This is a genomic window from Spirosoma sp. KNUC1025, from assembly GCF_045160025.1.
Lineage (GTDB): Bacteria > Bacteroidota > Bacteroidia > Cytophagales > Spirosomataceae > Spirosoma.
In genome coordinates this window covers 4,152,113-4,170,959 of sequence record NZ_CP087139.1, presented here as the reverse complement: position 1 = coordinate 4,170,959, position 18,847 = coordinate 4,152,113, and the positions used below count along the sequence as shown (strand labels likewise).

The following is an 18,847-nucleotide window of genomic DNA, read 5'->3' as shown; positions in this document are numbered from 1 at the left end:
GTCGGTTATAAACATAGCTAAGTGGTTTTCCATAAAAAAAGCAGCCGATCTAATTACCGGCTGCTTTACAAGTTTACTACGTTGCAGATCCTTGTCGAAGTTCAACGATTAGTACCCATAGGGTTCGTAACCGCGTCCCCGGCCATTTCCACGACCCCGACCCGCCATTCGTTCGTAAGGCCGCATCCGGTCGATTACCCGTTCCCGCTGATCAGGACGAAGTACGGCCATCATATCGAAAAACTGACGCTGACGAGCTTGCCGAAAGAAATCACGCTGACGCGGATCGCGCGGGTCAATGCCCCGGGTTTGCTGGCTAAACCGTTCCCGTACCCGACGAATTTCGCGCTCCTGCCGACGCGAGAGGTTTAGTTCACGATCCCACCAGTCCAGATGACGATCAAACTGGTAATCATCGTAATCATAATTGTAGTTGGGCTGACCGTAGCCCGGCCCACCGTATCGTTGATCTGGACCCGGCTGGCTATAGCCCGGTTGTTGCGGATAACCGCTATTTGGATAGCCATAGCGTTGCGCCAATGCGCCGGTCGAGAGCAGAACAACAAGTGTAGCGGCAGTGAACAATGTTCTTTTCATGGTCGTGTAATTGTTATCAGGTTGTATTTGGCCTTTTGAACAACTGCACTCCAAATGGTTTAACTTATTCTTTGAATCAGGCTATATTTTTTTCAACCTTTTCCGGTAAAAATTTCTCTGAATTCTGGAACAGGCTGAAAACTAGTATTTATAGTCAACCAGTTCGGCTTTGTTCTGCTTCTGAATCACCTTGTTGTATTTATCCCGGTCAAACTCATTCTCATTGTTGGCAATGAAAATAGTGGCGACTGTATTGCCGATGATATTGGTAATGGAACGGGCTTCCGACATAAACCGGTCGACGCCCAGCAGCAATGCGAGTCCTTCAACCGGAATTACTTTTATAGCCGTTAACGTACTTGCCAGCACGATAAAACCACTTCCCGTTACGCCTGCAGCGCCTTTTGACGTAACCATCAGAATACCAATAATCGTTAGTTCCTGCCCGAAGCTAAGATCGACGCCAAACACCTGCGCCAGAAAAACGGTAGCCATAACCAGGTAGATCGTGGTGCCATCGAGGTTAAACGAATAGCCCGCCGGAACAACCAGTCCCACCACCGACCGCGAGCAGCCCAGCGTTTCGAGTTTATCCATGATTTGCGGCAAAGCCGACTCCGACGACGACGTACCAAGCACGATCAGCAGCTCTTCCCGGATGAATTTCAGAACGACCCACAAACTGATTTTGTAGTACCGCATGATCAGGTTGAGTATCACGAAGATGAACAGAAACATAGTCGCATAAACGGTGCCCATGAGTTTGGCCAGTGGCAGCAACGTACTGAGTCCGTATTTGCCAATCGTAAATGCCATACCACCAAACGCACCCAACGGAGCAAGTATCATAACCACTCCCAGAATATTGAAGAAGACTTTAGAGAGTTTTTCAAAGGTCAGAATAAGCGATTTGCCGGTATCGCCCATGCGGGTAAGCCCAACCCCAAACAGAATAGAAAAGACTAGCACCTGAAGGATATCGCCATCGGCAAACGCTTTGATTGCATTGCTCGGCACGATGTGAAGAAAAAACTCCGTCCAGTCCATTTCGGCCCCCTGCTCCGCAAATTTGCTCACGTCTCCACCTTTTACGGCCGTCGTCTGTACGCCTTGCCCCGGCTTGATGATATTCGCCAGCAACAGGCCAATGGCCAGAGCGCCGGTCGTGACAATTTCAAAATACAGCAGCGCCTTCCCTCCCACTCGTCCTACCTTTTTCAGGTCGCCCATATTACTTATGCCCAGCACGATAGTCAGGAAAATAATGGGCCCGATCACCATCTTGATCAGATTGATAAACAGGTCACCCAGCGGTTTTAGCTTTGCCGCCGTTTCGGGAAAGAAATAGCCTGTTAGAATCCCTAACGTAATGGCAATCAGAACACGAACTGTGAGGTTGTTGAGGAGTTTCATAAATTGAAGGGAAGAAAGGGGGAAAGGGACGAGTGGGAAGAAAGGGAAAAGGTCTGCTTTACATGCCCTTCGTCCCTTTCCTCCTTTTTCTCCCTTCTACCCTATTATTTGCTGCTTGACGGTACGGATGCGGTCGTTAAAGTTAAGGCTGGGAAAATCGATGTGCGGCACGAGCGTTGTCTGAAGCAATTCCGTTACTTTTTCGTCGTGGGGTATGCGTTTGCCAGTTAGCACACTTACGTACTTCGACGTAACCCAAAGCACATTTTTGAGGTGCGTTTTACCATCGTCGGTCATGATATATTCCGTAACGGTTGTGTCTTCGTTGAAATAGATCAGCCGGGAAATGATACGTACCCATTCGCTCACCACTGCCGGACGGATGTAGGCAATCTGATGCTGGTAAACAACCCAGCTTGTTTTCAGCTCGCGAAACAATTGCCCCGGACTGAAATCATACAGCTTGGCCACCTGATCTTCACGAGCGTTGAAATAATAATCGAAATATTTGGCATTATTAAGATGCTGTAACGGATCGCAATCCTGAAAACGAATGATTACCCGCGATTCAGTTTCGGTCGGGTAGCTGCGGTTGGGGTCGCGGTGAAACATAAGCCTGATCAGACCGCCAGCGCGGCCGGGATTTACTGACAAATTGATGACTGAACCGTTGTAATTGGTTTGCTGAAACCGTGTCCGGCTGCTAAATACAGAAAATCTGTGAAATCATTTCAATCCGACAAATCCCGGTTCAGAATTTTTGCACAATCTTTACGTTAGAACAACAAAATCGCCTTTTTCTATCAATTTCTAAACACCCATGAAAGTCGTACGTTATCTGTTGTCTGTTCTTTCCTTATTCATCGTTCTGACGGCTTATGCACCGAAAAGCGATGCCGATGCTGTGCTGGGCACCTGGTTGAATGGTACCAAAAAAGGCCACGTCCAGATATATAAACAGGGCGGTACTTATTTTGGCAAACTGGTCTGGTTGGGTCAGCCCAATGACCCGGCTACGGGTAAACCCAGGGTTGACGACAAAAACGCGGATCATTCAAAGCGGACGCGGCCACTCATGAACATGGTGCTGATGTATAACTTCAAGTATGACGGCGGCAATGTCTGGAGTGACGGCAAAATTTACAACCCCGAAGACGGCAAGGAGTATAATTGCAAAATGACATTACAGAACCCAAACACACTGCTTGTCCGTGGTTACGTTGGCATTTCGCTTCTGGGTAAAACCCAAACCTGGACACGCGTTAAATAAGTTGTGGAGTATCCAGTGCCTGATTGCCATAAAAGTTTCATTGCCAGTTAGCTGGGGTATTTTTTGCCACCCTGATTCTTTTCTACCATGCAATCATCTCCTCCTACCACACTAATCATTGGTGCAGGCCCGGCCGGCTTAGCCATAGCCGGACAGCTCGCTCATCGGGGCCTGCCCTTTACGGTGCTGGAAGCCAGCGACTACGTGGGGTTTTCCTGGCGGAATCATTACGACCGACTTCATTTGCACACGGTAAAAGAGCATTCGGCTTTGCCGCACATGCCCTTTCCGAACAGCCACCCCACCTACGTACCACGCTTACAGGTAGTTGAATACCTGGAACAATACGCTGATCACTTTAAAATCAAGCCTCTGTTCAATCAAAAAGTGAACCACATAAGCCGCAATCCGGTGGATGGCAGCTGGCAGGTCCGCACTGAAACTGATACGTTCACAACTGATCGGGTGGTGGTGGCAACCGGCTACAATCGGGCTCCGCATGTACCGGAACTACCGGGGCAGCGAAATTTTCGGGGTATTATCTGGCATAGTCATGAGTATCGGAATGGGTCGCCCTTCCGCAACGAAAATGTACTGGTCGTCGGCATGGGCAACACCGGGGCAGAACTGGCACTCGATCTACTGGAAAATCAGGCCCGGCCATTCATTTCGATACGTGCTCCGGTCAATATTATCCGGCGGGATTTGTTCGGGCGACCGGCCCAGAAGACGGCCATTATGATGAAAAAATTCCCACGCTGGTTTACCGACTTTATGGCCCGCCTGATGCAGAAAATCAGCGTGGGCGACGTATCGGCCTATGGCTTGGGAAAACCGGCTCACTCGCCTTCCTATGATACCCGGCGTGGCAAAACCCCCGTGATCGACGTAGGGACGCTCGACCAGATCAAAGCCGGGACGATTACTGTTATGCCGGGCATTCAGCAAATCAATGCCAAAACCGTTACGTTCACCGATGGTCGTGAACTCCCTTTCGATGCAATAATTCTGGCTACGGGTTACCGACCTGCCCTACCCTCTATACTTGGTAGTGAACTAGCCGCTAAGGTCCTGAACGAACGAGGTTATCCAAAACATCTTTGGTTTGACGAGCAGGCATTACGGGGTCTTTATTTTCTGGGATTTTCGACGCCAATCACCGGGGTTATTTACCACCTTAACATCGATTCGAACCAGATTGCTGAGCACATGATTCAAAACAATTCTGTCTCCGCATAGTTCTATTTATGTTATCAAGGTGATGACAGACACACTCAACATTAAACACTACGATCATGAACGAGACAACCGTAAAAGGTGGCTGGAACGAGTTAAAAGGCAAAATCAAACAAGCATATGGCGATCTTACCGACGACGACCTAACGTATCAGGAAGGACAGGAAGACGAAATGTGGGGTAAAATCCAGCAGAAAACAGGAAAAACGAAAGACGAAATCAATAAAGCAATTGCCGATTTATAAACAATCGGTATTCTGCATAAAAAAAGCCGGGGCTCAATTCCCGGCTTTTTTTATGTATCAGTGGTCGGTCATTGGCCATTTGTGGCACTGACCTTAATTCCGATGAAAACCGACCAATGACAGCGAAGCGTAACAACCAATGACCAATGTCATCACATAGGTGGCTCCCAGCCTTTCGCATATTGGCGGCTCCACAGTTTCATGGCATCGGCATCCCGGATATGTCCGGTTTTCGAGTCGACGGCGAACGATTTGTTTGTGCGAAACGCAATGTTAGCCAAATGACATAACAACGTACTTTTGGCCCCTTCGGCAATGGGCGATGCCTGTTTCTCCCGCCCACGTATGGCTTCAAAGAAATTCACTACGTGCCGGGTTGTCATATCGCCACCCCCACCTAAAGCCGTACCGGCTTCTGTACCTTTCGACTTGCTGTCTTTCATCGGCTTCCCTTCGCGGCTATACAGCGTATAGCCATCCCGGTCTACGTAAACTGTTCCATTGGTGCCGTAAATGTAGGTTCCGCGGTCACTGCCAAACGTTTTCTGTCCGTTCCGGCTATTGCCATCCCATTTGATGATTTTGTTGCCCGGAAAGCGGAACGTAGCGTCCATGGTGTCGTACATTTCCCAGCCGTCTTCTACAAAATACCGCTTGGCCGCTTCCACAGATACGTACTCCGGATATTCGACTTGTAACGCCCAGCGGGCTACATCTAATTCATGCGTAGCATTGTTCCCAGCTTCGGCGGTCCCATACTGCCAGCCGTACCAGTGCCAGTTGTAGTCCCAGGTTTCGGAGGTATACTCCCGGCGCGGAGCCGGTCCCTGAAACAGATCCCAATCCAGCCCATCGGGTACGGGCGCTTTCTTCTGGTGCGGCACCTCGCCCCGCGCACTGGCATAAAACGCAACGGCCTTAAACGGCTTTCCGATGACTCCGTTGTGAATCTGGTTGATAATATCAATGGATTCCAGCGCCGACCGCTGCTGATTACCCATCTGAATGACCTTATTGTATTTCTTCTGAATCTCGGTCAGTATTTCCCCCTCGCGCGGGTTATGGCTGCACGGTTTTTCAACGTACACGTGTTTGCCACCCTGAACGGCCAGCCAGGTACCGGGCGCATGCCAGTGGTCGGGCGTAGCAATGAACAGCGCATCAACATTCTTGTCGGCGATGACTTTGCGCACGTCGTTTTCCAGCTTGGGCGTATACGTAATATGTTTGGAAAACTTCTGTACGGCCGACTCGCGCTGTTTCTTCATAACATCGCACAAATACACCAGCTCGACGTTACTTTCTTTTCTGCCAATCGGTTCATAATACGCCCCCAATCGCCGACCAAGTCCGGCTATGGCCAGGTTTATCCGCTCATTAGCGCCTATTATTTTGGCGTAACTCTTTGCCGACATGCCCGTTGCCAGTCCGCCAACGGTTAAACCCGCAGTGCCTAACGCTGCTTTTTTGATAAACTCTCTACGCGAATTTTCCACTTCCGAATGTTTTAGGTTTTTTACTATGTCAACTGCTTTTACTTATCGCGAAATCTTCTGAAAGACAGAACTGTTACGTTCTGAGTTGAAGAGCGTGAACGTAACAGCTTGCTATTACCCCCGGCCCCTGAAGGGGAGATCGCTGGGATTAGACTGCTCCCCCTTCAGGGGGCCGGGGGTAAATAGGTCAGAACGTAACACCTTGTTCTTAACCGATTTAGTAGCATATCATTACGCCTTTCGCTTTCCAGCTTTTGTGGCATCGCATACGCCCTTGAAATATCCGACAGATTCAGCAATTCCTGCAAGTGGGTCTTTCATATCCTTCTCGTATTCCAGACTACAGCTGCCCTCGTATTTTATTTTACGTAGCATATTTACAAACGCCGGAATATCTATTACACCCCGGCTTAGTTCGCAGGTTTTGCCCTCTTTCGAAGCCGCCGTTACATTCTTGAGGTGAATGTCGAAAATACGTTTGGCATATTTTTCCAGATCTGCAATCGGGTCATCGCCAAAGCGGGCATCGTGGCCCATGTCGAAGCAAAGGCCGATACGTGGGTCCAGATTTCTCACAGCGTTGATAACCGACGACGCATTCGGCCAAAGTTTTATGTCGGGGCCGTGTATGTGAATGGCGTACCGCATATCGTATTCCTTCACCTTCTTTTCAACGTAGGGCAGCAGGTCTTCATTGGGTACACCCACAATCAGTTTTACGCCCACCCGTTTGGCATACTCGAACCCATTGTCGATCTCCTGATTCGTTTTCATGTAAATAGGCCCAACGGCATAGCCCGTAACGTTCGACTGCCTGAGTTTTTCATGAAAGGCACTGATCTGCTCGGGCGTACTGTTCAGAGGAAGATGGAAATCTTTGATACACAGGTAGTGTACGTCCGTTTTTCGCATCATTTCCAGCGATTGATCCAGATTGAAATTCACAAAGCTGAAGCCTGCCATTCCCAGTTTAAACAAATCGTCGGTAGGTGCTTTTTGGGCTTCGGTTACGGCCGCCGAAGCAACTGCCGGGTATAAAGTGGCCAGAGCCATGGAGCCGCCCGCGTTTTTAAGAAATACTCGTCGTGTTGTCATTAAACGTAACGGAAAATTGTCGTTTGTTTTCTTTAAAAACTCGCTTAAGATTTTTTCTACTGACAAAGTGAGCGCTTTCTTCAGCCTCCTCTAACCCATTTTGCCACCATTAACTAATACGTGTAATATCTACGCTATGAAGAACACTAAATAACCATTTCAAATTTGTTTGATTGATTATTGAATTTACTAACTTGAATGCTCTTGTTCCATAATGATTTCCAGTCATTCAAGCAGTTTCCTCTTACCTATATTCCAACTGGCCTTTGACTACTCCTGTCGTATTCATCATTTATAACCGTCCTGATAAAACTCTTCGATCTTTTGAGGCCATTCGATCAGTGCAGCCTGCTATCCTGTACATAATAGGCGATGGGCCGAAAAATGAACAGGATGCACAATTAGTCTCACAAACACGGCAGATTGTAGAAAAAATTGACTGGACTTGCCAGGTACACCGAATTTACGCTCAGGAAAATCTTTCTTGTGGGCACCGAATTTCCAGCGGTCTGGATAGTGTGTTCAGCGAGTGCGATAAGGCCATCATCATCGAAGATGATATTATTACGTCGCCTGCTTTTTTTGACTTTTGCAGTTACATGCTGGAGATATATGAAAACGACTCGCGGATGATGGCTGTTACGGGCTGGAATGGCCTCGTCACTTATCAATCGGAGTTGTATAACGCTTTTTTCAGTAAATATTCGAGCATTTGGGGATGGGCAACCTGGCGTCGGGCCTGGCGTGCTTATCAGTTTGAACCCGACTGGCCTCTAGATCAGTTTGACGAACGCCTACAAGCTTACTTCAGGGATTCCTTTCGGCCGAAACTTCAGCGTCATAATTACATTAACCGGATTTGGCAACGCTATCAAACCTGGGATATACAATGGGCGCTGACGATTTACATGCATGATGGATTGGTGATAACCCCAACGGTTAATTTATGCCAGAATATTGGCTTCGATGCGCAGGGCACTCACTTAACCTCATTTAATCTACGCGGCCTTTTTCCAATCTTCAGCCCGCACCCTAATTTCGTTTCTGGCACCGTAAAAGAAGAGTATGGACCTGAAAATGACTGGTACGATTACAGCATTCTACTCCTCAACATTTTTAGCCTGTATCAGGACATTCGAAAGCTATTACTTGTCTATAAGAACCCTCAATTACTTCCCAGGAACCGAGATAACACGGGTTGGGAATGCACATTACAACCTCTTAACGAACCGGAGCGGTGCTTACAGATTCTTACTCATCTGGAAGCGTATATCGCTCACCCAGATCTGGATAAATGTAAAAGTGTGTTTCAACGGTTAATACAGAACTAATGCTAATTTCTGCAATAATAATCTGTCAGAATGCCCGGCCATTCATTCAGACATGCATTGAAAGCGTTCGGCAGCAGTCTCAACAAGCCGATGAAATTATCGTTGTCGATGGAAACTCACAGGACGGGACAAAAGAGTGGCTTTTACAGCAAGTCGATTTGCGGGTTCTTACCCAAACCGGTACTGGTATTGCCAATGCCCGTAATCAGGGAATCCGAGCGGCAGCCGGAAAATACATTGCTTTCCTGGATGCCGATGATAGCTGGATGCCCCAGAAATTGGCTCAACAACTACTATATATTTCTTCAGGGAATGACAATCAAGCAATTACCTGTCATCTTATTAAAACGGATGACGCCAGTGCAAAACCCTGGGTCGCTATGACGCCGGGTGGTTTTTTATTTAAACAACAGGTTTTTAACCTCTTTGGCTTCTTTGACGAGAGGTGGGCCGTTGCTTCTGATCACGAATGGTTCATTCGGGCCGTTCGCCAGGGATTGCGGTATGCAGTAATGCCTGAAGTTCTACTCTGCAAAGGAATGCACAGTGATAATCTTTCCATCGTAAAAAAAAGTCATTATCGACTTGAAATGATGGAAATTATGCGAAGCCGATCATAATTCTATTTCTATGAAGATTCTTTACGTCATTCCCCGGATGACTTATGGGGGCGGGATGCCGGCTATTTTGACGGAAGTGAAAACAATTCGACAGATAATTGCCGATTTTACTGCCACTGTCGTTACGTTAGAAAGTGGCCTGAGCACTGACATGATGACTGAAGCTATTGCCAATGGCCTTAAAGTCTTACTGGCTCCTTCTTCATTTTTACTCAAAAAATTAATTAGCAGTGCTGATTTGACGGTTGTTCATTACTGGAACTGTCCTTCCATGTTTCGTTTTTTAAGGCTATTAGCCGATTCATCAGTGCCTCACCGACTTTGTTTAAGCGTACGCGTCAATGGTTGCACTTTGCCACAGGTCGTTCCCGAATGGGTATATTCTATTGCTGATGCGTTGATTCAACTTCATCCACGTACACCAGCAATAGGGCTCCGGCCAGGTATCGAGAAACAGGTAATCCCGAGCTTAATTCGGCTTTCCGAACAGCTTTCACCTCCCGGCATTCCGTCTTTCAATACGTTCAGAATGTTTCATGCCGGAACGCTCAATTATTTTAAAACCCACCCTCAGTTAATTCCTTTACACGAAGGACTTCGCATCAACGACTACTCATTTGACATATGGGGAACCGGTATGGACAAGGTGTTCGAGGATGATCTTACGCAGGCTAACGACGTCATGTATAAAGGTTTTTCCCGGAGTATGTTCGAGGATATGGCTCCTTATCATCTGCTCTGTAATCCTCAAACGGCCCTCTCCTACGGATCGTTCGACAAAATAATGCGCGAAAGTCAATGGATGGGCAAACCCGTCATCGTATTAAAAAATAGTTTCGTAGCCGATCATATTATTGACGGTGTAAACGGCATCATTGCTGAAGATGAACAGGCTTATCGGGCATGTCTAGAGTCTATAGCCGCTCAGCCAGCTGTTTATAAACGTCTGGCGGAGAGTACGCTGCAATATACCAGAACCCACTATCAGTTGATTAATTACGTTGAGTCAACCGTTCAGCTCTATAGGAGAGCCCTGCAAAGGCCACCTAAAGTAGTCACCTATGCCCATATACCAGAGAAGCCAGATGATGCCGTTCTGGATGGTCTGGGCCATTGGAAGACATTATTACTGGAACAGCCCGAACTACTTTCCAATATGGAGATCAAATACGCCTTACGATGTGAGGGCGGGCTAATTCATTATTATAAATATTACCCAGACAACACAGCCCTGTATACTCGCATTACTCAACTCCTTGCGTTAGAACAATCCATTGCTTAATGAAAATTGACATTCATTTCTGGAAGCAATATACCCATCTACAACCCAGCAAGTTCGTGGCTCTGCTCGGTACCGGAGTAACCCAGGTTGTAGTCCTGCATTTGTTAATAGAGTATGTTTCTGCAACGCGCACAGGCATAATCGTTCGTGGTATTGCCCTTATCCTACTTCCCTTTGTCGCAAACTACCTTGCGAGTCAAATGGCCGCCTTCACGACAAACAAGTTTCAACTCACTTTATTAGCCAAACTTTCTGGTACACGCACAAACGATATTGAGCAATTACACGCCCATACATTCAGTAAAGCTGCGACCCTGGATGTCGATCATTTGTTTCAATTCTGGAAAGAGCTCTTCTCGAACATCGGTTTTAACCTGCCAATCATACTCTATTTACTGGCTTCATTTTTGGGAAAGCTATCGCCCATTAACTTATTGCTACTGTGTTTTTTTGTGTGTTTTCTATTTGGAATCGCTTATACAACCAATCAATTTCTTAAAACGAAACACCGAGAGCACCATCAAGCATATATTAGTCTGCAAGATCGAATACGCAATTATGTTGAAAACGTTTTACAATTCCGCTTATATCGTAGCGAAGCATCCTATTTACAAGATCTCAGTCTTAATCTTACATACTTCAGCAAATTATCTGCTCAACTAAGTCATTTTCGTCAATTATACTCGACAACAGTTTCGTCCATACTGTTAGTCTTTCTGTGGGGAAGTTTATGGTTTATGCAGAACAACCGTACTCTTTCCGCTACGGACCTGGCTGTTGCGACTATTATTCTCCTGGAAATAAGACGGATTACCACCGAATTATTTCACATTGTCCATACGTATCAGAAAGCTGGAGACAGCGTTGAGCGATTAAGTCAGTGGCTGGACATCGACTTACCCGATGAACTGGATAAAACGCAATCATTACCTGCTGTTGCCATATGCCTGGAGAACCTGACGTTCAGCTATAAAAAAGGTTTCCAAACAATCCGATATCCGGATATGGAAATTCAGCCTGGTGAGAAAGTGTGGCTAAAAGGGTCAAATGGACGTGGTAAATCAACGCTCTGGAAAATTTTGACCGGTCTTTATACCAACTCGACGACAACGATTTGGTTAAATGAATTACCCAGACAGGGAAACGGGCTTAATCCTTTCTGGAATCGCGTATCGGCTGTCACCGAACCGCCCCGTTGCTATAGCGGAACGCTTTGGGAAATAATCGGAAATTTCTCGTCTGAACGCACAGAAATCGTCAACTGGCTGACCACTCATCAACTCCTGACTCTTTTCGATACGTATCCCCACCAGTTAGATACGTATTATGATTCGGCCATCAATAATTTATCCGCAGGCCAATTAAAATGGTTATTAATTATTCAGGCGTTCTATCTGCAGCCTGAAGTACTTATTTTAGATGAGCCTCTTTCCTCATTAGATGTGGATCGCCAGGCGGTAACTCTTTCTTTAATTAATCAGCTTCCTTCGTCAACAACATTAATTATCATTAGTCATCATAAGGTTTCTGCTTTATTTACCAAAACGATAACTATCTAGATATGCTTTGTCTTCCAAATTCCACGCAAAAGTCGTTATTAAAAGCTGCACTATATACGGATCTTTCAGAGGGGTATCAGCAGCTGTTAATCTGGCAAAATTCGGTTGATATTCATAAGCATATTCCCAAATCAGAAATTCGTTTGATTCCCATGATTTGGTGTAAATACCGAACACAACTTGCAGAAAGTCCATTTAATGACAGATTTGGTGGCCTTTATAAAAAAAGCTTTTACAATAATTCGCTATTATTTCGTCAACTAAAACAAATTATTGATGTATTCGACCGGGCAGGATTTGAATACGCATTTACGAAAGGAGTGGCGCTCCATTATTATTTATACAGCAACAGCGGGTCCCGCCCAATGAATGACATAGATATTTTAGTCGCCCAAAAGAATTTCATTCCCGCTATTAACCGCCTGTTTGGAATTGGTTATGCATTTAAAGACACGACTTATACAATGGATATGTATATAAAAGGCCAGGCCCACGCGTGTACCCTTAAGCATAATTCACTCAAAGACATAGATTTACATTACTACCCAGCCCGATTACATAATCGAAAGCTAACCAATGATTTTTTTTTAGAGGATGCGCAACGCTGTGATTTTAAAGGGCTTTCCATTCAATTACTCAGCCCGGAGAAATTATGTCTGTTTATGCTGGTAAATTATCAGTTCTCAGAAGAGTGGCATTGGATCGCTGACGTAGTAATGCTTCATGAAAAATATAGTATTTCTTTGGTAAAACTACGGCAACTTGTCAAAGAAACTGGATTGTATTCCTTCACCTATTATCAACTTTTATTTTTATGGAATGAATTTAGAATTGGCAACCCCGAAGAATTGAATTTTTATTTAAATCAACCACACCTTGTTATTGATAAATATGCTGTTGAATCAAAAAGCACCTACGATTTAAAAGCAATAATAGTTAGAGTAGCCGCTATCAATGGGCTGTGTCAACGAAAGCGTATCGGAGCTAAATTGCTATTTCATGTTGTCAAATGGATTTACGAACAGGCACGGGGTACACCATATCAAAAGCTGCTTGGCCGATCAATAAATATGGTTAAACTTATTCGAAATTTTTAAAGCTCAATTAATAACTCGTTATCAGCTCCTTTAAATAACTATAATTCTCATCAATATTAGGTGATAAGCTTATTTGCAGAATAGGTATTTCTCTTACTAGTTGCTTAATTACCTGTAAACATAATCGGCTATCAGCTCGGTACTGAGTCGAAAACGCAATCGAAGAAAGTAGATACTCAAATCCTGTTCGAGGCCCCACATGAGTGTTACTTAGCCGACCACTTTGAATAGTTAAGCAAAAGATTGACTGTAGCAAAACTTTAGCCACGAACTGGTCGGGGCGATGGGTGAGCAAACTAAAAAAATATTTCGAATCACCTCTTTGCTCAAGCTGACTACTTATTAGTCGATTACTTACGAGGGCCAATGCTTGTTCGCGAAGGCGTAAGGTTGGATAAAACCCGTGAGCCACTCTGGGATTTTCCTGCTGAACGAAACAAAAATCATCGGTCACAAACTGACCGCCATTTAATAACCAGCTGGCTGCAGTCGTTGATTTCCCAGTATTTTGCTTGCCTGGAATCAGAACAAATCGATCCTGGATGCCAATGACAGCTGCATGTAACGAAATATATCTTCGTTGCTTAAGCAGATAAATCAGCAAATTCAGAAAAGGATAACTGAATGTAAAAACATCTGCTAATCGATCAGGAATTGCAAAAAACAAGGCCGAATCTGTGCGAGATGAATACGTCAAAAAAAAACCATATCCCAGAAATAACCAGCCGCTGTCATTTTCTTTCCATACTATTTCCTCGGAAGTAAAATGATGCTGCCAATAGCGGTCATAGTATTTTTTATAATCTGCTTCTGCCCAGTCTAGCTTTACTATACGGCCTATATAGTCAGATTGAAATCGACTTATGACGATTCTATAAGAAAGAAGTTGCAATATTTCCTCGGGCGCATGTATAGCGACCTCAAGGTTTTCCGGTAGTTTCCAGAATCCTACAGCCATCTATTTTTTATGCGGCCAGCCTAAGTCAGAGACGTCGTGAATAGGATCTAGCTTTATTAAATCGCTGATATCATCAAATTTTTCGATAACCGGAGATTCAACCATTTCTAAGTCTGCCAACCCAGATACATCTGCAGTGGAAGTGTCTGCCGAAATGAGTATCCCTTCGCTAATTAACTGGTTAACAAACCCTTCAGCTTCTATTTGCTTTTCTGAGCCGAATTTATTTAACACATGACTCGATAAGTTTTCGGCGTCCAATCCATTTTGAAAAGTACGTAAAATGGCCGGTCCGCCCCCTTTAACTGTGTAATAAATGCCGGTCTGGGTGTGTACTAATACGATTTCTTCGTCGAAGTCTTCGATGTCAAAAGTAGTCTTATCAATAATCAGGTTCATAAAAAGAGGATTAGAGGTTATTGATTTTAGTAAACAAACCAACACGTCAAGTGAAACAATAAAGAAATTGTTGCAACAAGAATTATACCCCTAAATATATAAACAAGCCGCATATCCTACAAGCATCGTACAGTACCCCACTCTGAAGTCATCCTAAAACATTACATAATTCATCTTTCGGTTCATGATCGCCGGTAGGTCAACTTCCACATTTATTCATTTCCCAAATTTGCCGTCTTGTTTCACTTTTTAGCCGCTTCGCCAAAACAGTCGCATATCACGGTTGAAAACCTGTTTCCTTTGGGCATCCATTCGCCATACTTATGAATCGGTTTACCCTGTTTGGCTTTATTTTCGTTTCATTCACCGCTCCCGCCCAAACGGTTATTTCGACGGTTCAGGAAGCGCTGACGCTTGCCCGGCGCGCAAACCCGGAACTGGTAAACGCTCGCCAGAACCGGCAGGCGCAGGATCAGCAACGTACCGCCACGCGGGCAGCCTTATTGCCGCAAGCTCGTTTTTTCACCAACTTCGATTACAATTTTGCGCTGCCTGTACAGTTGGTCCCGGCTGAGTTTTTGGGTGGTAAAGCGGGGGAATTTCGCAGCCTTCAGTTTGGGCTTCCCTACGTACTAGCCGCCGGAGCAGAAGTTAACGTGCCCGTTGTCAATCGACCAGCCAGGGCGGATATTGGTATTACCGAGCAGAATCTGCGGATCACAGATAACCAGAATCTGGTTTTGCAGGACGAAATATCGACGCAAACCGCCCGCGTGTATCATGCTACGTTATTAACACGATCGGCCATTGCTCTAACTCAGCGGAACCTCTCGGCCGCCGATACGTTGACTCAAATTGCCAAAAATCGACTGGATAAAGGGTTGATCGAACCGCTCGAATACAACCGCATTCGCTCTGTACAATTAACCACCGCAGATGTGCTGTATCAGAACGAATTAGCGTACATACGCAACCTCAACCAGCTCAAACTGATTTTGGGTTTAGCGCCGTCGGACAGCCTGATACTTTCGGAAGATTTAGCTACCCGCCCCATTGGCACACCCGTTCCTGCCACGGAACTTTCGGCCATTGAGCGGCCACAGATTACGCTTCAGCAGGCTCGGGTAGATCTGTCGCAACGGCAACTGAACCGTGAACGGCTGATGCGCTGGCCGACCTTATCGGCTTATGGCCGGTACACTGAACAGGCACAACGAAGCCAGATTAACTTTTTGAATTTTAACCAGCCCTGGTATCAAATTGGCGTAACAGGTTTACAATTCAACTGGCCGCTTTATACGGGCGGCCTGCGCACCAGCAATATGACCCGCGCCCGCCTGCAACTGAAAGCGGCCGAAATAGCCCTTGCCTACGAACGGAACAAACAGCAAACGGATAATCAGGACATTCGAAATACATACAATCAGGCGGTGCAGTCGCTGGACCTGAACCGGCAGAATTACGAACTCAGTAGTCAGAATGTGCAGATTGCCCTGATCAAATACCGGTCGGGCCTGTTTGCCTACGATCAGTACCTGAACGTATTCAACGAAGCGCTAACCGCACAAAACCGATACCTGAACAACCTGTCGAACGTATTTATCAATCAAACCATCCTTCAAATCCGTAATGGTCAATAGTCATCAGTCACTGGTCATTAGACAATCGTCATTGGCCATTCGTGGCACTAACTTTAATTCCAATGGCTACTGACCAATGTCCAATGACAGCGAAGCGTAACGACCAATGATTAATTAATTTAGATGAAAACTACACTATCCATACTGGCCTGTTTAGCCGTTATCGTAGCTTGTAAGCGAGAGTCCGACGGTACGTCGCCCTCCTACCGGGAGCTGACCGAAGCGGTGTATGCTTCTGGAAACGTTTACCCACGTAATGAGTACACGGTCACGGCCGATGCGGCTGGCATTTTGCAGAAGCGGCTGATCAATGAAGGCGATTCCATTCGTCAGAATCAGTTATTATTTGTGCTCGAAAGCGCGTCAGAAGATGCCCGCCAGCAGGCAGCGGCCAATGCATACCGACAGGCGCAGGCTAACCTGGGTGCCAACTCGCCCATATTGGCCGAACTGGAAGCCCAGGTACGTAACGCCCGCACCCGACTGGCCAACGATTCGATCAATTACAACCGGTTTCGCGAACTATACGGTCAGAACGCTACGTCGAAAGCCGAACTCGAACGCGCTGAATTGAACTACACCTTATCGCGCAACAACCTGCGGGCACAGATCAACACGCTGCAGCGCAGCCGCGATCAGATTCGGCTCGACGTAGCGAACAACCGCAGTCAACTGGTCAGTTCAGAAGTGGCCGGACGTAACACGCGGGTTCGGAGCTTTGTGAATGGCAAAGTGTATGAAGTGTACAAAGATCCCGGCGAGGTTGTTAAAATTGGCGACCAGCTGGCTCTCGTGGGTAGTGGCGATCAGCTGTACGCTCAACTGGCCGTCGACGAAAGCGATTTTGGGCGGCTCCGTACCGGTCAGGTAGTTATTCTGAAAGCCGATGTCTATCCCGATAAGGTTTTCAAAGCACGAGTCAGCAAGATTTATCCGAAGCTCAACCGCACCGATCAGTCGTTCCGCGTTGATGCGGAATTTGTCGGCGAACGGCCAGCTTCGTATTACGGTCTGACAGTTGAAGCCAACATCATTATTAGCGAGAACAAGCACGTACTGACCATCCCAAAATCGTACGTCATTGGCAACGATAGTGTCTGGATTGATCAGGATGGTAAAAAACAAAAAGTAAAATTCCAGAAAGGCGCCGAAAATTTTGACCTGGTCGAGGTGAAAGGCGGCCTGACGGAGACGACTAAATTAATTTCAAATGAGTGAAAGAATGAAAGAGCGCACTGCTTACGCAAAAACTTTCACTCATTCACTCATTCACTCTTTCGCTCATTAAGCATGGACATACGTATTGCTTCACAAATTGCGCGGACGCATTTGCTGGCTAAAAAACGGCAGACACTCGTGGCTATGCTCGGGGTTACGTTCGGAATTGCCATGTTCATAACGATGATTTCGTTTATGCAGGGCGTCAACCAGTTTCTGGAGGATTCCGCACTGGATGCCAGCCCGCATATTCGGTTATACAACGAAGTGAATACGCAGCGCCCCGGCCTGATTGAACAACTCAACCCGGCTCATTTCAACGTGATTTATCATCAGAAACCGAAAGATGAGCAAGCCCGTATCCGAAATGGAATTGCCATCGCCGAACGGATTGAGAAGGAACCGGGCGTGCTTGGCGTTTCCCCCAGCTGGCAACGCAGGCGTTTTACAACAATGGTCCGATTCAGCTTTCTGGTACCATATCGGGGGTTGACATCGACCGTGAAAACCACCTGTACAAACTTACCACCCGTTTAAAATCAGGCAGTATTAATACGCTGAAAACCAACCCCGACGGCCTGATTATGGGCTCTGTGCTGGCGCGTAAACTCAATGTACGGGTTGGCGATAAAGTCAGCGTAACAACGCCTACGGGCAGTACGCGGATACTGCGCGTAGTGGGCACATTCGGGTTCGGCGTCGGAACGGTCGACAATACAAAGAGCTACGCCAACCTTTCTACGGTACAGGAAATGCTCCAGAAAGATCCGAGTTACATCACCGATATACACATCAAAATGATTGATCCGCTGCAGGCGATTCCCTTCGGCAGGCGGTTGCGGGCCATGTACGGCTATTATACGGAAGACTGGGCAACAGCCAACACGGCCATTCTGGCGGGTGAAAAAATCCGGAACGTCATGACATTTGTGGTGTCCATGACGTTGCTGGTTGTGGCAGGTTTCGGGATTTACAACATCATGAACATGACTGTCATCAACAAAATCAAAGACATTGCCATTCTGAAAGCAACCGGATTTGATGGACGCGACATTGTCGCCATTTTTTTGCTACAGGCCGTTTTCATTGGTTTATCAGGCGGCTTACTGGGCCTGGGTATTGGGTTTGGGTTAAGTTATATGCTTTCCATCACCCCGTTCGACGCTGGCGACTTTCTGAGTATCAAGACGTTTCCGGTTATTTTCGACGGCAAATACTACATCATGGGTATACTTTTCGGCGTCATCACTACGGTGCTGGCGGGCTTTTTCCCCTCTCGCAAAGCCGCTCAGGTAGACCCTGTTTCCATTTTAAGAGGCTAGGTTTTTATGAATGATGAATTATGAATGATAAATGAGTCAATCATTCACAATTCATCATTTATCATTCAT

Annotated in this window: 17 protein-coding genes and 1 pseudogene; 11 read left to right on the top strand and 7 right to left on the bottom strand. The window is 46.2% G+C overall.

The genetic code is table 11. The features are described from left to right. Window positions 1-108: 108 nt before the first annotated feature. The 3 genes from LN737_RS18205 to LN737_RS18195 all read right to left on the bottom strand — a co-directional run bounded on the left by LN737_RS18205 (window position 109) and on the right by LN737_RS18195 (window position 2,622). On the bottom strand, window positions 109-597 hold the full coding sequence (locus tag LN737_RS18205) for a hypothetical protein (RefSeq protein WP_405511239.1): 489 nt from the start codon (window positions 595-597) through the stop codon (window positions 109-111). A 141-nt stretch (window positions 598-738) separates the two neighbouring features. Continuing rightward, window positions 739-2,010: a dicarboxylate/amino acid:cation symporter gene (locus LN737_RS18200; protein ID WP_405511237.1), complete on the bottom strand. Its 1,272-nt coding sequence runs from the start codon at window positions 2,008-2,010 to the stop codon at window positions 739-741. Between the two features lie 96 nt (window positions 2,011-2,106). Next, window positions 2,107-2,622, bottom strand: a complete 516-nt coding sequence (locus LN737_RS18195; RefSeq protein WP_405511236.1) for a thioesterase family protein — start codon at window positions 2,620-2,622, stop codon at window positions 2,107-2,109. A 208-nt stretch (window positions 2,623-2,830) separates the two neighbouring features. Here LN737_RS18195 and LN737_RS18190 point away from each other — a divergent pair, with 208 nt between their 5' ends. The 3 genes from LN737_RS18190 (at window position 2,831) to LN737_RS18180 (ending at window position 4,761) form a co-directional block, all read left to right on the top strand. After that, window positions 2,831-3,280 carry a DUF2147 domain-containing protein gene (locus LN737_RS18190; RefSeq protein ID WP_405511235.1) on the top strand — a complete coding sequence of 150 codons (450 nt, stop codon included), beginning with the start codon at window positions 2,831-2,833 and terminating at the stop codon, window positions 3,278-3,280. A gap of 87 nt (window positions 3,281-3,367) precedes the next feature. Then, window positions 3,368-4,519, top strand: coding sequence for an NAD(P)/FAD-dependent oxidoreductase (locus tag LN737_RS18185; protein WP_405511234.1), 1,152 nt, complete (start codon window positions 3,368-3,370; stop codon window positions 4,517-4,519). Window positions 4,520-4,575: 56 nt separating this feature from the next. Continuing rightward, entirely contained in the window at window positions 4,576-4,761 is a 186-nt protein-coding gene (locus tag LN737_RS18180) for a CsbD family protein (RefSeq protein ID WP_162385299.1), read from the top strand. Between the two features lie 152 nt (window positions 4,762-4,913). Here LN737_RS18180 and LN737_RS18175 read toward each other — a convergent pair whose 3' ends face one another. Both LN737_RS18175 and LN737_RS18170 read right to left on the bottom strand, forming a co-directional pair. After that, entirely contained in the window at window positions 4,914-6,257 is a 1,344-nt protein-coding gene (locus LN737_RS18175; protein ID WP_405511233.1) for a Gfo/Idh/MocA family protein, read from the bottom strand. Between the two features lie 231 nt (window positions 6,258-6,488). Further along, a complete protein-coding gene (locus tag LN737_RS18170; RefSeq protein WP_405511232.1) occupies window positions 6,489-7,352 on the bottom strand; it encodes a TIM barrel protein in 864 nt (287 codons plus the stop codon). A 266-nt stretch (window positions 7,353-7,618) separates the two neighbouring features. On the opposite strand from LN737_RS18170, the gene LN737_RS18165 reads away from it, so the two are divergent. The 5 genes from LN737_RS18165 to LN737_RS18145 are packed head-to-tail and all read left to right on the top strand — an operon-like array spanning window position 7,619 to window position 13,241. Further along, window positions 7,619-8,683: a hypothetical protein gene (locus LN737_RS18165; protein WP_405511231.1), complete on the top strand. Its 1,065-nt coding sequence runs from the start codon at window positions 7,619-7,621 to the stop codon at window positions 8,681-8,683. Then, window positions 8,683-9,303: a glycosyltransferase family 2 protein gene (locus LN737_RS18160; RefSeq protein WP_405511230.1), complete on the top strand. Its 621-nt coding sequence runs from the start codon at window positions 8,683-8,685 to the stop codon at window positions 9,301-9,303. Before LN737_RS18165 ends, LN737_RS18160 begins: the two co-directional genes overlap by 1 nt. Window positions 9,304-9,313: 10 nt before the next feature. Further along, window positions 9,314-10,585 (top strand): glycosyltransferase, encoded by a 1,272-nt coding sequence (locus LN737_RS18155; protein ID WP_405511229.1) that lies wholly within the window; start codon window positions 9,314-9,316, stop codon window positions 10,583-10,585. Window positions 10,586-10,641: 56 nt separating this feature from the next. Beyond that, the gene (locus LN737_RS18150) at window positions 10,642-12,144 is read left to right on the top strand and encodes an ABC transporter ATP-binding protein (RefSeq protein WP_405511228.1); all 1,503 of its coding nucleotides are present in this window, start codon (window positions 10,642-10,644) and stop codon (window positions 12,142-12,144) included. Between the two features lie 2 nt (window positions 12,145-12,146). Then, entirely contained in the window at window positions 12,147-13,241 is a 1,095-nt protein-coding gene (locus tag LN737_RS18145; RefSeq protein WP_405511226.1) for a nucleotidyltransferase family protein, read from the top strand. A 7-nt stretch (window positions 13,242-13,248) separates the two neighbouring features. Here the strand turns inward: LN737_RS18145 and LN737_RS18140 are convergent, their stop codons facing one another. Next, window positions 13,249-14,199: a hypothetical protein gene (locus LN737_RS18140; RefSeq protein ID WP_405511224.1), complete on the bottom strand. Its 951-nt coding sequence runs from the start codon at window positions 14,197-14,199 to the stop codon at window positions 13,249-13,251. Next, window positions 14,200-14,598: a PqqD family protein gene (locus LN737_RS18135; RefSeq protein WP_405511223.1), complete on the bottom strand. Its 399-nt coding sequence runs from the start codon at window positions 14,596-14,598 to the stop codon at window positions 14,200-14,202. A 323-nt stretch (window positions 14,599-14,921) separates the two neighbouring features. Here LN737_RS18135 and LN737_RS18130 point away from each other — a divergent pair, with 323 nt between their 5' ends. The 3 genes and pseudogenes from LN737_RS18130 to LN737_RS18120 all read left to right on the top strand — a co-directional run bounded on the left by LN737_RS18130 (window position 14,922) and on the right by LN737_RS18120 (window position 18,778). After that, a complete protein-coding gene (locus tag LN737_RS18130; RefSeq protein WP_405511222.1) occupies window positions 14,922-16,238 on the top strand; it encodes a TolC family protein in 1,317 nt (438 codons plus the stop codon). Between the two features lie 123 nt (window positions 16,239-16,361). Beyond that, entirely contained in the window at window positions 16,362-17,456 is a 1,095-nt protein-coding gene (locus tag LN737_RS18125; RefSeq protein WP_405511221.1) for an efflux RND transporter periplasmic adaptor subunit, read from the top strand. Between the two features lie 72 nt (window positions 17,457-17,528). Beyond that, a pseudogene (locus LN737_RS18120) lies at window positions 17,529-18,778 on the top strand (ABC transporter permease). Window positions 18,779-18,847: the final 69 nt, after the last annotated feature.

Excerpts from the sequence above, each read along its gene's own strand:
- LN737_RS18180 (WP_162385299.1), top strand. The coding sequence starts at position 4,576 with ATGAACGAGACAACCGTAAAAGGTGGCTGGAACGAGTTAAAAGGCAAA.
- LN737_RS18160 (WP_405511230.1), top strand. The coding sequence starts at position 8,683 with ATGCTAATTTCTGCAATAATAATCTGTCAGAATGCCCGGCCATTCATT.
- LN737_RS18155 (WP_405511229.1), top strand. The coding sequence starts at position 9,314 with ATGAAGATTCTTTACGTCATTCCCCGGATGACTTATGGGGGCGGGATG.
- LN737_RS18125 (WP_405511221.1), top strand. The coding sequence starts at position 16,362 with ATGAAAACTACACTATCCATACTGGCCTGTTTAGCCGTTATCGTAGCT.
- LN737_RS18130 (WP_405511222.1), top strand. The coding sequence starts at position 14,922 with ATGAATCGGTTTACCCTGTTTGGCTTTATTTTCGTTTCATTCACCGCT.
- LN737_RS18140 (WP_405511224.1), bottom strand. The coding sequence starts at position 14,199 with ATGGCTGTAGGATTCTGGAAACTACCGGAAAACCTTGAGGTCGCTATA.
- LN737_RS18195 (WP_405511236.1), bottom strand. The coding sequence starts at position 2,622 with ATGTTTCACCGCGACCCCAACCGCAGCTACCCGACCGAAACTGAATCG.
- LN737_RS18145 (WP_405511226.1), top strand. The coding sequence starts at position 12,147 with ATGCTTTGTCTTCCAAATTCCACGCAAAAGTCGTTATTAAAAGCTGCA.
- LN737_RS18190 (WP_405511235.1), top strand. The coding sequence starts at position 2,831 with ATGAAAGTCGTACGTTATCTGTTGTCTGTTCTTTCCTTATTCATCGTT.
- LN737_RS18135 (WP_405511223.1), bottom strand. The coding sequence starts at position 14,598 with ATGAACCTGATTATTGATAAGACTACTTTTGACATCGAAGACTTCGAC.
- LN737_RS18200 (WP_405511237.1), bottom strand. The coding sequence starts at position 2,010 with ATGAAACTCCTCAACAACCTCACAGTTCGTGTTCTGATTGCCATTACG.
- LN737_RS18205 (WP_405511239.1), bottom strand. The coding sequence starts at position 597 with ATGAAAAGAACATTGTTCACTGCCGCTACACTTGTTGTTCTGCTCTCG.
- LN737_RS18170 (WP_405511232.1), bottom strand. The coding sequence starts at position 7,352 with ATGACAACACGACGAGTATTTCTTAAAAACGCGGGCGGCTCCATGGCT.
- LN737_RS18185 (WP_405511234.1), top strand. The coding sequence starts at position 3,368 with ATGCAATCATCTCCTCCTACCACACTAATCATTGGTGCAGGCCCGGCC.